A 15895-nucleotide genomic window follows, 5' to 3' on the forward strand; every position below is an offset into this window, starting at 1 on the left:
TTTTTCACATTCGGCCGGCTTTTCCTTTTTCTCTCCCTTGTTTTGCGCGGGTTTTGCGTTCGGTTTCTTTCCGGTGCCCGTCAGACAGCGGTACGCGACAGCCCGGCGGCCCCTGCACCAGCCCGGGGCTCACACCCGGGACAGCACCTCGGTCAGCGACATCGTGGCGGCCGAGGGCAGGATCAGGCCGGCATGACCGAACCGGCTGCTCCGGGCGTACGCATTGGGGATCGCGACGCACCGCAACCCGGCAGCCACCGCGGCCGTGACGCCGTGCGGGGTGTCCTCGAAGGCCACCGCCTCCTCCGGCGGCAGGCCGAGTCGCTCCAGCGCCAGCAGGTAGACCGCGGGATCCGGCTTGTGCCCGTCGACCTCGTCGCCGCAGGCCAGCACCTCGAAACGGGGCAGGTCGCCGGTCCGGGCCAGGTTGCCGGCCACCCACGCACGCCGCGAGCTGCTCGCCACCGCGAGCCGCAACCCGATGCCTTCGGCCTCCGCGAGCCAGGTGGCGAGGCCGGCGGTCAGGCCCAGCGTCACATGCAGTTCCTGGCGGTACGCGGTACGCCGCGCGTGGCTGGCGGCCCGGTCGAAGCCGGCCCCCACAGCGGCCTTGAGCAGCGCGTACTGCTCCTCGGTGGTGTCGCCGCCGTGGTCGGCGAAGAAGCGCGACTCGTCCAGTTCGAGCCCGTGGTGCCGCCATTCGGCACGCCAGCTGTCCAGGAGCGTGGTCTCGGTGTCCATCAACAGGCCGTCGAAGTCGAAGATCAACGCCTTGGTCGCCATCGGAAGATTATGAGGGGCACCCGACCGCACCCGATTTGCGACCCGGAGGAGCGGAGTCGCGACTCAACCCTGACCCGGCCGTGCCGACCCTAGGGCCATGAGCGTGGGCAGCGAGATGCACACAGCCGGTTCCGGAGTCACCGAGACCGGCGGGAGCACCATGACGCCGGACCGGCAGGGTCTGATACTGGCCGAGCTGGTGGCGTTCATGACCAAGGACACCCCTTCGGTGCAGCACGTTCTGGATCTGACGGCGCCGCACCTGGCCGAGATCGCCGGCCTGACCGCGGCCACCGTCTTCGAGCTCGACTCCGAGACCGGCCAGATGACGGTCAGCGCGCAGGTCGGCGAGCCGGGCAAGCGCGACCGGCTGGTGGCCGGCAAGGTGTTCCGCGCCCCGGCCGGCGGGAAGCCGGTGGTCAACGGGGACCAGATGGCCATCCGTCTGCGCATCGGCGGGCAGACCGTCGGCATCCTGCTGCTGACCGGCACCGCTCTCGACGAGCTGCAGCTGGACACCATCTCGACGATGGCTCTGCACTTCGCGACCACTCTGCAGGGGCTGGCGGCGGAGAAGCAGCGGCAGTTCGTGGCGCACAGCAGCGCCACCATCCGTGAGCTGTTCGAGCAGGGCATGACGGCCGGGGACGTACGGACCGCCGCCGAGCTGCTGACCCGCTCGTGCGCGACCGCGTTCCGCACCGAGCACGCCGCCATGCACCTGATCGACAGTGAGGGCCTGATCCGGTACGTGCACGGCGTGGGGTTCTCCGACGACATCCACCGGGAGATGACCGCCAACCTGCTCGGCAAGGCCGCCTCGGACTCCCCCGTCTGGCGCGGCAGTGCCGGGAAGGGCGAGCCGTCGCTGGTCGGCGACGCCGCGGTGGTCAAGATCCGGACCGGCGGGCTGGCGCAGACCCTCGGGCTGAAGTCGTTCATCGCCCTGCCGCTGATGTCCGCGCAGGGCCCGGTCGGCATGGTGATGTGCGGGGACTCGAGCGGCACCCGGGACTGGAGCGCCCAGGACCGGATCCTGGCCCAGCAGCTCGCCGTCGAGGGCACCCTGATCATGGACAGCGCCCGGATGCGGCAGGCCGCCGAGGTGCACATGAGCGAGCTGACCAGGCAGGCGTTCCACGACTCGCTGACCGGGCTGCCCAACCGCAAGCTGCTGCTGGACCGGGCCGGGACAGCGGTGGAGATCGCCGCGGCGACCGGCACGCGGGTGGCACTGCTGCTGCTCGACCTGAACGGGTTCAAGCAGGTCAACGACACTGTCGGGCACCACGCCGGTGACGTGCTGCTGCAGCTGGTCGGCAAGCGCCTGCAGGGCGTGGTGCGCCGGCCGGACCTGGTGGCCCGGCTCGGCGGCGACGAGTTCTCGGTGCTGCTCACCGGTTCGCCGGACGAGCGGGCCGCGATCGAGGTCGGTGACCGGATCTGCGAGCGGCTCCGGGAGCCGTTCGAGATCGAGGGCGAGCCGGTACGGATCGGCGCGAGCGTCGGGGTGGCGCTGTTCCCCGAGCACGGCACCGAGGTCGCCGAGTTGATGCGGGAGGCGGACGCGTACATGTACCAGGCCAAGCGCGGTGGCGGCGGAGTTCGCCTGGCCGGCAGCTGACCGATCGGAACGGGACTCGCCGTCTGCTGGATAAACGGTAGATGCCGCTCCCCGTACTGGTAGCTTTCGGGCTGAATATCCCGAAACTACCCCACGGGGAGGACAACGTGGGCAGTACCCGCTTGCTCGCGGCCGGCACCGTTCTGGCCGCCGCCCTCAGCGGCGCGGCACCGGCCGCGGCGGCGCCCCTGGCGGACCCTCCGAGAACGGACATGATGTTCAGCGCCGGAACGGCTGAGGTGAAGCCGGGCACGATGATCACCCTCAGCGGCTGGGCCGGCTGGATCGGCCGGGACACGGGCAACGCCGGAAAGGTCGATTTCTTCTTCAGCAAGGGAACGACGGGCCCGAGGGTCCGGATCGGATCCACCGAAGCCGCCAGCTCCGGGGAATTCCGGTTCCGGGTCAAGGCCACCGCCAGCGGCCAGTACGCGGCCGAATACCAGCACCGCAAGCAACCGGTGAAGGCCAGCGGCACCGCGTACCTGAACGTCTACACCGAGAAGCCGGTGACCCAGACGGTCTTCGGCTGGAACGCCTTCACGATGCCCTGCCTGCCGGCCTGCACGGCGGTCGGGCCGGATCAGCTCATCAGCCCCGCCCCGATCAAGGTCAAGCTGACCCGGGAGTGCCTGCAGCCGACGGCCGGTGGCCGGGTCGGTTTCACCGGCGACGCGAAGAACACTTTCAAGTCCGGTGACCCGGGCTGGCGGGACTTCCCCGAGGGCGAGGGACCGGTCGAGTTCGAGCTGAAGCCGGGTGTCACGCGCGGTCACTTCTATCTGGAGTGGACCAGCACCCCCGCGCCCAAGGGTGGCCTCACCTCCTGCAACCTGTCTCTCACCGCCACCCAGACGGACCTCCGGAAGGACTACGTCTGACCTTGCGCGGGGCCGGTGTGCATGTTCGCGCACCGGCCCCCGCACCGGCACACCTAGACTTCGGTCCCATGCTCACCATGCAGGACGCACTGGCCCGGTTGACCGCGTACTGGACCGATCAGGGTTGTCTGGTCGTTCAGCCGATGAACACCGAGGTCGGCGCAGGCACCCTCAACCCGGCCACCTTCCTGCGGGTTCTCGGGCCGGAGCCGTGGCGGGTCGTCTACCCCGAACCGTCGGTACGTCCCGATGACTCGCGGTACGGCGAGAACCCCAACCGGCTGCAGACCCACACGCAGCTCCAGGTCGTCCTCAAGCCGGACCCCGGCAATCCGCAGGAGCTCTACCTCGGCAGCCTCGCCGCGATCGGCGTCGACGTGGCGGCGCACGACGTGCGGTTCGTCGAGGACAACTGGGCCTCCCCCGCGCTCGGCGCCTGGGGACTCGGCTGGGAGGTCTGGCTCGACGGGCTGGAGATCACCCAGTTCACCTACTTCCAGCAGGCCGGTGGCCTGAACCTCGATCCGGTCAGCGTGGAGATCACGTACGGCATCGAGCGGATCATCATGGCGCTGCAGGAGAAGACCCACTTCAAGGAGATCGAGTACTCCCCCGGCGTCAGTTACGGCGAGGTCTTCGGCCAATCCGAGTACGAGATGTCGCGCTACTACCTCGACGACGCCGACATCGACGCCAACCGGCGGCTGCTGGAGATCTATGCGGCCGAGGCCCAGCGCATGATCGACGCCGGGCTGCCGGTGCCCGCGCACTCGTACGTGCTGAAGTGCTCCCAGGCCTTCAACGTGCTCGACTCCCGCGGCGCCGTCTCCACCGCCGACCGCGCCGCCGAGTTCGGCCGGATGCGGCGGCTCGCCGGCGAGGTCGCCCGGCTGTGGGTCGGCCGCCGCACCGAACTGGGCCTGCCGCTCGGCACGATCGACCCGCCGGCACCGGCCCGTCCCGCCCCGGCGGTGCAGACCGCCGACGGCGAACGCACGCTGGTCTTCGAGATCGGCACCGAGGAACTGCCGCCGGCCGAGCTGCGGTCCGCGCGCGAGCAGGTGCGACGGCTGCTCACCGACGGACTCGCCGGCACCCGGCTCGGCCACGGCGAGGTGCGGGTCTTCGGCACCCCCCGGCGGCTCATCGCCGTCGTCCCGGCGGTCGCGGCACGCGAGGACGATCACGTGCGCACGGTCAAAGGCCCCAAGGCGCAAGCGGCGTACGGGGCGGACGGCACTCCCACAAAAGCGCTCGAGGGCTTCGCCCGGGGACAGGGCGTCACGATCGCCGACGTGGAGACCGAGGAGCTCGCCGGCGTACCGCATGTGGTGGTGAAGAAGCACGAAGCCGGACGCGCGGCACCCACCGTGCTCGCCGACGTGCTCGCGCAGGTCGTGACCGGCCTGCGGGCCGCCAAGAACATGCGGTGGAACGATCCCCGGCTCGCCTTCAGCCGCCCGCTCCGCTGGCTGACCGCGCTCTGGGGCGACGATGTCGTGCCGGTTGCCGTCTCCACACTCGCCGCCGGCCGCCGGACCCGGCTGCTGCGCACCGCCCAGCCGCCGCACGCCGACATCGCCTCCGCCGAGACGTTCCTCGAGACGCTCGGCGTCAACGGGATCGTCGCCGACCACGAGGACCGCCGTGAGCTGATCGTCATCGGCGCCCAGGACCTCGTCTACCCGGACGGCAAGATCGACGTGAAGGGCGAGGCGGCCCTCATCGACCAGATCACCGACCTGGTCGAACAGCCGCTGCCGCTGCTCGGCACCTTCGACGAGAGCTACCTGTCACTTCCGGACGCGGTGCTCACCACGGTGATGCGCAAACACCAGCGGTACCTGCCGGTGCGCGACGCGGACGGAGCACTCCTGCCGATGTTCGTGACCGTGGCGAACGGACCGGTCGACGTGGAACTCGTGCGCGCCGGCAACGAGGCGGTGCTGCGGGCCCGCTACGAGGACGCGGCGTTCTTCTACCGTGCCGACCGGGAGACGCCGCTCGCCACCATGAAGGCCCACCTGGACCGCCTCACCTTCACCGACAAGCTCGGCTCGATGGCCGACCGGGCCCGCCGGATCGCGGCCCTCGCCCTCACCATCGCCGAGCGCCTCGGCATCGGCTCACCGGCTCTGGACCGGGCCGCCGAACTGCTCAAGTTCGACCTCGGCTCCCAGCTGGTCACCGAGATGACCAGCCTGGCCGGGGTGATGGCACGTGACTACGCACTGCACGCCGGCGAGGACCGGGCCGTCGCCCAGGCCGTCTACGAGGCCGAACTGCCGCGCAACACCGGTGACGTGCTGCCCGCCTCCGTGCCCGGCGCGCTGCTGTCGCTGGCCGACCGGCTCGACCTGGTCACCGGGCTCGCCGCCACCGTGGGGCTGCCCACCGGCTCCAGCGACCCGTTCGCGGTCCGGCGGGCGGTGCTCGGCCTGCTCGCGGTGCATCGGGCGGCACCGGCGCTGGCCGGATTCTCCCTGACCGACGGGATCGAGCTGGCGGCCGCTGCCCAGCCCGTACCCGTGGAACCCGCGACCCTCGCCGCCATCAGCGACTTCCTGGCCAAGCGGCTGGAGCAGCTGCTCACCGAGGAGGGGCGGCCGGTGGACCGGGTGCGAGCCGTGCTGCCGCACGCCGGCCGGCCGTCGGTGGCGGTCTCGCTGCTGGACCAGCTCGACACCGCGGTCACCGATCCGGGGTTCCGGGCGGTGGCCACCGCGGTGCAGCGGGCACGGCGGATCGTGCCCGCCGGGACCGCGCCCACCTATGACGCCGCGGTGCTGAAAGAACCCGCCGAACTGGCGTTGCACACCGCGGTGAGCACGGTGGAGCACGCCCGCTTCTCCGACATCTCGACGTTCGTCGCCGCGACCGGGGTGCTGGTCGAGCCGGTCGGGCGGTTCTTCGACGAGGTCTTCGTGATGGCCGACGACCCCGCGGTCCGGGCCGCGCGGCTCGGGCTGCTGGCAAGCGTCCGGGATCTCGGCGAGGGCCTGCTCGACTGGGACCACCTGCGGATGTGAGGTTCTGTCGTACGCCTCCGCTAGGTTGCTCAGCCACGGAGGTGGACGATGTCCGAAGTGGTTCTCGCCTACGACCGGCCGTCCCGGCTGGACGGCGGTGTGCTGGGGCTGGGGCGGGCCGGTGATTCCGGCCCGCTTCCGTTCTTCGACGGGTTCGCGGCCCGGCCCGGACTGGTCGCCGCGCTGCTGCTGGCGGTCGCGGCGGTGGCCCGGTCGCGCTACTTCCAGCCGTCCGCGGCCCGGCTCCTCGACCCGATCCTGACCAGTGGCGACGGGCGGCTGCGGCTGGAGTCCTTCTCCTCCTGCTGCGGCGTCTACGCGCGGGCCGACCTGCTGCCCGAGGCGCTGACCGGCACACGCGCCGCGCCGGGCACCACCAATGTCGACCTCAACCAGGACGTCCGGGACGCGCTGTCCCAGTTGGACGACCGGGACGAGCTGCGCCTGAGCGTCGGTGCCGACGGCCTGACCGTCGTCACCCGCGCGACGGCCGCGTTCGAGCGCAAGGTCACGCTGCCCACCCGATGGATCAAGGGTCTCGGTGAGGCGGCCCTCGCCCAGGCCGGCATGCAGGTCGCCGCCACCGCGGGCCCGGCCGCCACGCGCCGCCTGCTGACCGGTCTGCCGCCGGCCGGCCCGGCCTCCGCGCCGCCGTGGGCTCTCGTGGCACAGGGCCGGGAGCTGCGATTCCGGCAGGCCGCCACGGCCAGGGCACCGCTCGTGGCCGGCCCGTTCCGGCTCCGCGAGATGCGTCCGCTGGCCCGCTACGCCCTCGGCCTGACGGTGTGGACCCGGCCGGGTCCGGGACCGCGGTCCACCGCCTTCCAGCTCGACCTGCCCGGGGCCCGGCTGTGGCTGGTGCTCAGTCCGGACGTGACCCGCGGCTTCTCCGGCGAGGGGCAGGCGCTCGGTGTGCTCGCCGACCCCGGGACGGTGGCCGCAGCCTCGGCGCTGCGTCCGGCGCTGGCCTGGACCTCCCGGCTCGACGAGACCGCCCTCGCCGCCTCCGCCGGGGTCACCACCGGACGCCTGCGGCAGATGCTGGCCGTGCTCGGCAGTCAGGGCCTGGTGGGATACGACCTGGCCGAGCAGGCCTGGTTCCGGCGGGACCTACCGTTCGCGGCCGGACGCGTCCCCACCCTGCAGCCCCGGGTGCGGCGGGCCGCGGCGATCTCCGCGCCGGACATCACGGTCCAGCCGATCGAGGGCGGTCACGAGGTGTTCGTCCGGGGTCGCGGGTTCGCCCACCGGGTGGCGCTGGCCGGCGGGGACGCCTGCTGCACCTGCCTGTGGTTCAGCCGCCACGGTGACTCCCGCGGACCCTGCCGGCACGTGCTGGCCGCCCGGGCGCACGTGGCCGCCACCAGCTCGGAGGCATCCGCCCAGCCGCCCGCCGCTCCGGCGGGCCGGCCGAACTACCAGGAGACCGGCTCGTGAATGGCTCTGATCTGGAGAAGCGGCTGCTCGCCGTGATCGACGAGGCCGACGAGGACGCCGTCGTCGCGCTGCTGGCGCCGCTGTCCGAAGCGGATCGCCTGGCGCTCGAGCCCGCCGTGGCCGCGCGGGCCGACGAGCTGCACCGGCTCGATCGCGAGCTGGTCTACGACTTCGGCCCACGACGTGAAGGGCTGCTTCACGTCCGCGGACAGCTGCAGACGGCTCACTTGGCCTGGGCCGGCGTCGGGAGCCCGGCGACCTGGCCGCCCGACGTGTCGATCCACGACGACAACGACGGGTGGTACCGCAGGGGGCACCTGACCGATGCCTTCCTCTCCGACAACGGGCACCGGCTGCTCACCGAGCGGCGCCCGCCATGGCTCGATCAGCTCGTGAACAGCTACCTGGATTACGGTCCGCTGTGGCGCCAGGTGTGGCGGCTGGCCGTCGAGGGTCACATCCCCCGCCCGACCGCCGACGATCGATACCTCCGGGAACTGCCCTGGTTCGCGGCGTGGTCCGCCGAGCAGCTGGCCGAGATGGTGGCTCGTGACCCGCTTCTCCTGGAGATCGACCTGCCGGCACTGCTCGACCGTCCCGGCGGCCTCGGCCTGCTCGTGAACAACGACGAACGGGACAATCGCATCTCGGGTCCGCCGTTCGTCAAGTTCCGGATGTGGTCGCCGGTGCTGGGCGGTGTCCTGGCCGAGGGCCATCCGTTGCGGGAGCGCCTCCTGGACGGACTGTTCGACGCCATGGGCGGTGACATGGGGACGGAGGCACCCGCCTACAAACAGTTCCTGATCCAGTTCAAGCCCACGCCGGCGGAACTCGCGGCGCGACGGCAGCGGCTGCTGCGGCTGGCCGGTCACCGGGTGCCGGGTCTGGCCGGCTTCGCCGTGCAGACGCTGCTCACACTCGATCGGGCCGGCCGGCTCGACCCGGCGGACATCGTCGGCCATCTCGGCGCGGCCACCGGCGCCTCCTCGGCCGGGACCGCGCGCGGCGCGATCAAGCTGATCGGGTCGGCGCTGCGCCGCCGGCCGGGCCTGCTGACGCCGGCCGCGGGCGCGCTCGCCCCGGCGCTCACCCACACCCGGCCCGACGTGCAGCAGGTCGCGGTCGAGGCGCTCCTGCCACACCTCGCCGACCCGGCCGTCCGGCAGGCTCTGACCGAGGCGATGCCCGACATGGCGCCGTCCGTCGCGGCTCTCGTACCGCTCGAGAAGACCCCGCCGGAGCCGGTCCCGGACCTCGCCGGACTGATCGCGGAGGCCGGGGCCCTCGGCCTCGGCCCGTTCGACGCCGCCACGGAACCGCCCGCGGTTGTGCCCCGGCCGCGGCTCGACGCCCGGCCCGGCTCCGCTCCGGTGGCGCCCGTCGGCGACTTCGACGAGCTGATCGGCGTGCTGCTGCGGGTCGTCGATGTGACCTACGAGTCGGCGCACGACCTGGAGCGGGCCCTCGACGGGCTGGCGGCGCTGCACACCTCGCGTCCGGCCGACTTCGGGCTGCGGGCCGGGCCGCTCGTCGACCGGGTCAACCGGCACTTCGAGAGCGACGAGCCGCAATGGGGCGAACAGATCAGCGGGGACTTCTGCCATCTGATCGCGCACTGGCTCGACCCCGGGCGCGAACTGCCCGGCGACGTGCCGCTGGAGACCCCGCGCGGGTGGCTGGTGGGGCGGCTGCGTGAGGTGCTGGTGATGACGGCCGGTGGTGTGGCGGGACGGCTTCTGGCGTACCCCACCGATCGCGAGGGCTGGATCGATCCGGTCGCGCTGGCCGAGCGTGTGATCACGGCAGGTGACCGGGCGCTGGAACGGCCGCTGGACGTCGCGATCGCGATCACCCGTCTGGCGCCGTGGGGCCGGGCCGAAGCTCGCGAACGACTCGCCGGGACGCCGGGCACTCTCGCGGCGGCGGTGCGGGCCGGATGCGCCCCGGCTCCCGCGGACGAAGACCTCAGCGGTGCGCCGGAGGTGGTCCGCCGGGCCGTCGGCTGGCAGCTCGGGCAGCCGCACACCGGTGCGCCGTACCTGTTCGGCGCACCGGCTGACACGCCGCCGGCCGAGCTGGAGGTACTGCCGATGAGCGCCTACGAGCAGGGCCGCGACGTGCCGATGCCCGGTGGCGGCATCTTCCTGGACATGACCCATCTGCCGGAGTACCACGCGTGGCAGGCATGGCATGCGTTCGCCGGCGACGCCCGGTACAGCACCGCCTGGGCCAGCACTCTCTGGCCCGGCGACACCGGTTGGATCTGGGACGTCGGCCTGCACGCCCGGCGAGCCCTGCCGTGGCTGCTCGATCCGGAGCGCCCGCTGCCGCCCGCGGCGTTCTCCCGGGTGCTCGGCGAGATGATCGGCGACCGCACCGAACGACGGGCGCTCGCCTGCGACGTGCTCACCGAGCTCCTCGGTGACGGCCGGCTGACCAGCGCGGAACTCGGCGCCGCCCTCGGTGCGAGCCGGCTCTGGGACGGTCCGTCCGGCTATCGGACCGTGGAGGCGCTCACCCGGATCGCAGCGGTCTCGGCCCTGCATGCCACGGTCGTACGCCGAAGTCTCTCGTGGAGCGTCCCGGCATGGTGCGGCATTCCGCCGCGGGCGCTGTGCGCTCTCCTGACCCTGCTCGACCAGCTCTGCACCACCGACGGGACCGGCCCGGCCGATACCGCCGCCCGTGCCGCGCTCGCCCGGACGGCGACCGGCCGTGGCAAGGCCGCCGGTCTGGCCCGCCGGGTGCTGGCCCATCCGTCCGGCGGACCGGACTGGCCCGGCCCGGCCGCGGCTGCCGCGCTCACCGCCCGGCTGGATCGGGCGCGCGGAAACGTCGTACCCGGGATCTAGGGTCCTCGTATGCCGCTCACCTGGGCCGGGCTCGCCGGGCCGTTCCGCACCGCCGACAGCGTCGCGCTGGCGGCGCTCCTGCTCGACGCGACCGAGCAGGAGCGGGTGGCGTTCGCCGCGGACGTCGAGCGCCGGGTCCGCGCGGAGAGCGACTGGCCGGAGTGGTCCCACTACAGTCCGGCGGGGCTGTTCGCGCTCACCGTGATCGGCTGCATGCCGACGGCCGCCCGCGCCGCGGCGCTGCTCACTCGCCGGGGCATGCGCGACTGGGGCACGATCTCCGTCGACCGGTTCCTCGCGATCGCCCGCGCCCGGCGGCTGCCGTGGCTCGGTGACCTCGGTGTCCGCCTCGCCGGACGGCTGCCCGCCCGCGACCCCATGACGGCCGACTGGGCGTTCGTCGAGGCCCTGCTGCTCGCGGGCGGTGCCGAGCCGCCGGCCACCGAAGGCGCGGTACGCGCCTGGCTCTGGTCGATCAGCGGCGACTGGTGGTCTTCCACCTCGCTCGCCGACGGTTTCCGGGACAGCCCGTGGCTCGACGCGTTCCTTCCCGGCGTCTTCGAGATCGACGGCATCGGCCTCGGCCTTCCGGCGACCCGGGCCGGACAGCCGGATGCGGACTTCGCGACGGCGATCGCAACCCTGGTCGCCGACGGCCGGCTGGATCGCAAGACCGTCCTGGAGGCGACCGTCGGCAGGCTGGTGCGCGGCGACCGCCCGGCCGCGCTACGGCCGTTCGCCCGGCTGTATCAGCAGCTCTCCCCCGGCACCGCCGAGCTGGGGGCGTATGCGGCCGATCACGTCCGGTTGCTGCAGGAGGGGCCGTCACGGGTCGCCGGCCTGGCCCAGCGGTCGCTGCGTGCCCTCGACGACGCCGGGCTGCTCGACCTCGACACTCTGCTGGAGGCTTCCGTCCCCACCCTCCTCCGGCCCGAGAAGGTGCTCGTCAAGGCGCAGCTCGTCTGGCTCGACAGGCGTGCCCGGCGGACACCGGAGCGGGCCGCGGACCTTCTCGAGACGGTCGCGACGGCCCTCGATCATCCCGCTCTCGACATCCGTGAGCGCGCGCTCACAGTGATCGACCGGCACCTGGGGGAGGTCGCCCCCGGCTCGCCGGCCCATTCCCGGATCACGGCGCTCACCATCCCTCGGGACGAGGTGTCCGCACCACCGCCCACGCCGCCGCCGGTGTCGCCGATCGCCACCGTGCCGGCGATCGAGAGTCCCGGTGAGCTGGCCGAGGAGGTGATCGTCCTGCTGCACGACCCGTCCGCGGTGGGCTGGGAGCGGGTGCTCGCCGGGCTCGTCGCGCTGGCGCCGTCCGGGCTCGCCGCTGCGCTCGGCCCGGTGCTCGACCGCCATCCGCAGCCGTTCCAGGATCTCTGGGGGCGTCTGCCGTTCCTCGGCGAGGCGATCCGGGCGGCGCTGGGACACGAACGTGGCCACGTCATGCGGGAACGCCTGCGCGCGGCGGCGCGCGGGGACTGGGCGTCACAGATCCACACCCCGGCCTCGATCCTCACCCTGCGGGTCGCCGAGGTCGCCGCCGGGCTGGCCGAGCAGCCGGTCCCCTGCCTGCTCGCCGCGCCGACCCACGTCACCGGCAGCATCGACGCCGGCGTCCTCGTCGACCGGCTGGCCCGCTTCGAGGCGGCCGGCCGTACCCCCTGGCCGCTCGACCTTCAGCAGGCTCTGCTCCGCCTCCCGCGTGCCACCGGTTCCGACGTGCTGGCCCGTGCCGGGACCCTCACCTCCCCGGCGGGCCGGCAGCTCGCCGCCTGGCTACGGTCCGGCGGCCTGCCCGACCCGGTGAGCACCCGTTTCGAACAGTCCACCCGCGACGCCGACGGCCGGGTGATCGTCCGCCGCGTGGTCGTCAACCTGGAGCCCGCCCGCACCGACGACAACCGCATCCTGCTCGAGGATCCGCTGGTCACGCTCACCCGCCGGTCCAGGCCCGAGTACGGCAGCTACTACGCCGAGTTCCCGGAGCCCCTGGCCATGGCGCTCCCCCACCACCGCGAGGCGGCGGCCGCCTGGGCGCTGCCGGAGATCGCCGCGCTCGCCGACCTGGACCAGCGCGGCGCCTCCCTGCTGCCGCTGCTCGCCGAGTGCTCCGGTCCGGCGGGCCCGGCCCTGACCCTCGCCGTGGCCTACGGTCTCGGCGCCCGTCACCAGTCCGACCGCGTCGCCGCCGTGGACGCCTTCCTCCTGCTGGCCGACGGCCCGCTCCCGGACGCCTACACGCTGCCGCACAGCCCGCACCCGGACGCTGCTCCCCCCGGTGTGCTGCCGTCCCCCGACGAGCCGTCAGCTGCCCGCCGCATACCGAAGATCCCGGCCGCCCGGGCCTCCGGCGGGGAGTCGCCATCGGGCCGGCACGCGAGCGGTGGAGTGCCGGCGGCCGGTTGTTTCGCGGCCGGTGTCGGCATGGAGCTGGGGGATCTGTGCGCTGACGGCACCGTGAAGCTCAGCCGGGTGGTGCCCGCCCTCGCCGACGCCGTCCAGGCGGGGGCGGCCGTCTCCGTCTGGGAGCTGCTGCGCGCCGCCCTGCCACCGTTGTTGCAGGCCGCCCCGCGCGGTCTGCCCGACCTGCTCGAGCTGGCCACCCGCACGGCCACTTCGACGGGTGCCCGCGAGGAGATCACCGGCCTGGCCCCGATCATGGCCCGCGGCGGCGGCTCACGACTGGTCCGGGAGGCGAAGCGCCTGCAGGCGGCCCTGTCCGCGGCCTGATCGTCCGCTCCGGCGCCCCTTCGCCATCGGGGTCGTTCCTTCCCCGGCCGTGCACTGCTTGTGCTGTGCGCGGGAAGGGCTTTCGCGCGTACAGCACCGATTCCCCGGGCCGACTCCTCCGCCCGGTCATCCCGCCGTCCGGGTCGGTCGCAACCTGTTCTCGGGTCGGCCGCGACACCTCCGGCCTCGCGACCTCCGGCCTCGCGCGCCGGGCACACCCACCGGCCGACAACTGATGCTGGCCGGCGGGTCAGCCCGTCCGGGCAGATCGAGCAGTCCGGGCGGATCAGGCCGTCCCGGTCGATCAGGCCGTCCGGGTCGCTGAGACCGTTTGGCTGCTGAAACCGTCCCGGCCCCAGAGGTCATCCGGGCGGCTGAGGCTAGCCCGGCGGCACAGGCGATCCGGCCGCTGAGGCCATCCGGGCGGTCAGACCGTCCAGGCGGCGCAGGCAGTCCGGGCGGCGCAGGCAGTCCGGGTTGATCAGCATTGACCCGTCGTTAGCGGGAATGCCATAAGGGCGTCGCCTGGCCGACGGATCGGTCACGTCGACTCTGATCGGACACCCGGCGAAGGAACGCCGGCATTCGAACGTGGAGGAACAACGTGGCAGATCGCCGTCAGGTGCTGCGCTTCGGCGCTGTCGCCGCCGCCGCTCCGGCGCTGGCCGGGGCCGCTTCCGCGCCCGCCTGGGCCGGCGAGCGCGGCGGGTCCCGGAACAAGCCGCTGGTGGTAGGGCACCGGGGTGCTTCCGGCTACCGGCCCGAGCACACCCTCGCGTCGTACGAGCTGGCGGCCCGCCTGGGCGCCGACTACCTGGAACCCGACCTGGTGAGCACGAAGGACGGTGTGCTGGTGTGCCGGCACGAGCCGGAGATCGGTGGCACCACCGATGTCGCGTCACGGCCGGAGTTCGCGGATCGTAAACGGACAGTGCTGCTGGACGGTGTCAGCCTGACCGGCTGGTGGACCCAGGACTTCACGCTCGCCGAGCTGAAGACCCTGCGCGCCACCGAGCGGATTCCGGCGGTCCGTCAGCAGAACACCGTGTACGACGGCTACTTCGAGGTGCCGACCTTCCAGGAGCTGCTCGATCTGCGCAAGCGCCTGTCCCGCGAGCTGGGCCGTGAGCTGGGCGTCTTCCCGGAGACGAAGCACCCGACCTTCTTCCGGGACATCGGTCTGGCGCTCGAGAAGCCGCTGGTCCGTACGCTGCGCCGCAACGGTCTCGACAGGCGGGGCGCGAAGGTGTTCATCCAGTCGTTCGAGGCGGCGAACCTGCGCGACCTCGCCGACGATCACCGTGTCGAGGTTCCGCTGGTGTTCCTGAGCAGCGCGTCCGGCGCGCCGTTCGGCGACCCGCGGTCGTACGCCGACTACCTCTCCCCGGCCGGTCTCAAGGAGCTGTCGGAGTTCGTCGACGGCCTCGGCCCGGAGAAGGGCCAGATCATCCCGCGTAAGGCTGACGGCACTCTGGGCGCCCCGACGACGCTTGTCGCGAATGCGCACGCGGCCGGTCTCAAGGTCATCCCGTACACGTTCCGGGCGGAGAACTCCTTCCTCCCGGCGGAGCTGCGCGTCGGTACCGACGCGACGGCGTACGGCAGGTCGATCGACGAGCAGGTCACGTTCCTGCGCACCGGAATCGACGGCGTGTTCACCGACAACCCTGACATCGGTGTGCTGGCCCGCACACTCGTCTGAGACCGAGACCTGGCACGCCCCGCCGCCCAGTTGCCCATCACGGCGACTTCGGCCCGAACCGCCATCGGCGCGGAGTAGCCAGCTCCGCCGGATGAAGCGCCGGGAAATTGGCGGCTTACGCCCGTTCTGCGGCCGTCGTCACATCTGATGTGGCCGACCTTGTGAGTTTCCGGCGAGACGTTCGACCCGAACCTCACAACATCGAGGCGGTCGGCAGCGGGCAGCGAGTGGCAGGCGGGTAGGCGGGCGCGGCAGCAGGTGGGTGGGCATGCACGCACGCGGCAGGCGAGCGGCAGCAGCAGCAGCGGCAGCTGGCGGGCGATGGCGGGCGGCAGCAGGCCGACGGCAGCAGGCGGGCATGCACGCGACAGGCGGGCGGCGGCAGCGGCTGGCGAGCGGCGGCAGCGGGCGGCGGCCGCAGGCAGGCAGCACGCGGCAGGCGGGCGGCGGCCTGAATGGGTTGAGGATGTGAGGCGGGCCCGGCACTTCGAGTGCCGGGCCCGGTTCGTTCAGCGATCGGAAGGGAAGCGCCGCGAGGGCGCCGGCGTCACTTCGCGATCAGCGTCGGGTAGATGTGGGAGAACTCGAGCTTGTAACCGAAACCGCTGGCCACGATGAAGGTGAGACCGAGCAGTACGCCGATGACGACCACCGCGAAGAGCGCGTACCCGAGGGCGGTGCCGAGCGGCCGGACCGGGCCCGGGGTCTCGCCGACGGTGGTGGCTCCGGCGCCCCAGGCGAGGGAGCGGATGCCGAGGGCGAAGAGGACGGGCAGGCCGGCGCCGAGGGCCAGACCGGCGATGAGGACCTGCCAGGCGCCGTCGAGGGCGAATCCCAGGTTGTGCATCTGT

At 72.7% G+C, this 15895-nt stretch carries 9 protein-coding genes; 7 read left to right on the top strand and 2 right to left on the bottom strand.

Annotated features, from left to right (window positions below; all coding sequences use genetic code 11):
- Positions 1-129: 129 nt before the first annotated feature.
- Entirely contained in the window at positions 130-783 is a 654-nt protein-coding gene (locus AB0G04_RS07205; RefSeq protein WP_360977908.1) for an HAD-IA family hydrolase, read from the bottom strand.
- Positions 784-880: 97 nt separating this feature from the next.
- On the opposite strand from AB0G04_RS07205, the gene AB0G04_RS07210 reads away from it, so the two are divergent.
- The 7 genes from AB0G04_RS07210 to AB0G04_RS07240 all read left to right on the top strand — a co-directional run bounded on the left by AB0G04_RS07210 (position 881) and on the right by AB0G04_RS07240 (position 15044).
- Entirely contained in the window at positions 881-2407 is a 1527-nt protein-coding gene (locus AB0G04_RS07210; RefSeq protein WP_360977911.1) for a sensor domain-containing diguanylate cyclase, read from the top strand.
- 107 nt (positions 2408-2514) lie between these two features.
- A complete protein-coding gene (locus AB0G04_RS07215) occupies positions 2515-3288 on the top strand; it encodes a hypothetical protein (protein WP_360977914.1) in 774 nt (257 codons plus the stop codon).
- Between the two features lie 68 nt (positions 3289-3356).
- Positions 3357-6317, top strand: a complete 2961-nt coding sequence (locus AB0G04_RS07220) for a glycine--tRNA ligase (RefSeq protein ID WP_360977917.1) — start codon at positions 3357-3359, stop codon at positions 6315-6317.
- Positions 6318-6365: 48 nt separating this feature from the next.
- On the top strand, positions 6366-7754 hold the full coding sequence (locus AB0G04_RS07225) for an SWIM zinc finger family protein (RefSeq protein WP_360977920.1): 1389 nt from the start codon (positions 6366-6368) through the stop codon (positions 7752-7754).
- Positions 7751-10606: a DUF6493 family protein gene (locus AB0G04_RS07230; RefSeq protein WP_360977923.1), complete on the top strand. Its 2856-nt coding sequence runs from the start codon at positions 7751-7753 to the stop codon at positions 10604-10606. The genes AB0G04_RS07225 and AB0G04_RS07230 overlap by 4 nt, the downstream gene beginning before the upstream one ends.
- A 9-nt stretch (positions 10607-10615) precedes the next feature.
- Positions 10616-13342, top strand: a complete 2727-nt coding sequence (locus AB0G04_RS07235; protein ID WP_360977926.1) for a DUF6493 family protein — start codon at positions 10616-10618, stop codon at positions 13340-13342.
- A gap of 604 nt (positions 13343-13946) precedes the next feature.
- A complete protein-coding gene (locus tag AB0G04_RS07240) occupies positions 13947-15044 on the top strand; it encodes a glycerophosphodiester phosphodiesterase (protein WP_360977929.1) in 1098 nt (365 codons plus the stop codon).
- A 547-nt stretch (positions 15045-15591) separates the two neighbouring features.
- On the opposite strand, the gene AB0G04_RS07245 is transcribed toward AB0G04_RS07240, so the two are convergent.
- Positions 15592-15891 (bottom strand): hypothetical protein, encoded by a 300-nt coding sequence (locus AB0G04_RS07245; RefSeq protein WP_360977932.1) that lies wholly within the window; start codon positions 15889-15891, stop codon positions 15592-15594.
- Between the last annotated feature and the right edge of the window lie 4 nt (positions 15892-15895).

This window comes from Actinoplanes sp. NPDC023801 (assembly GCF_040639655.1).
GTDB lineage: Bacteria > Actinomycetota > Actinomycetes > Mycobacteriales > Micromonosporaceae > Actinoplanes.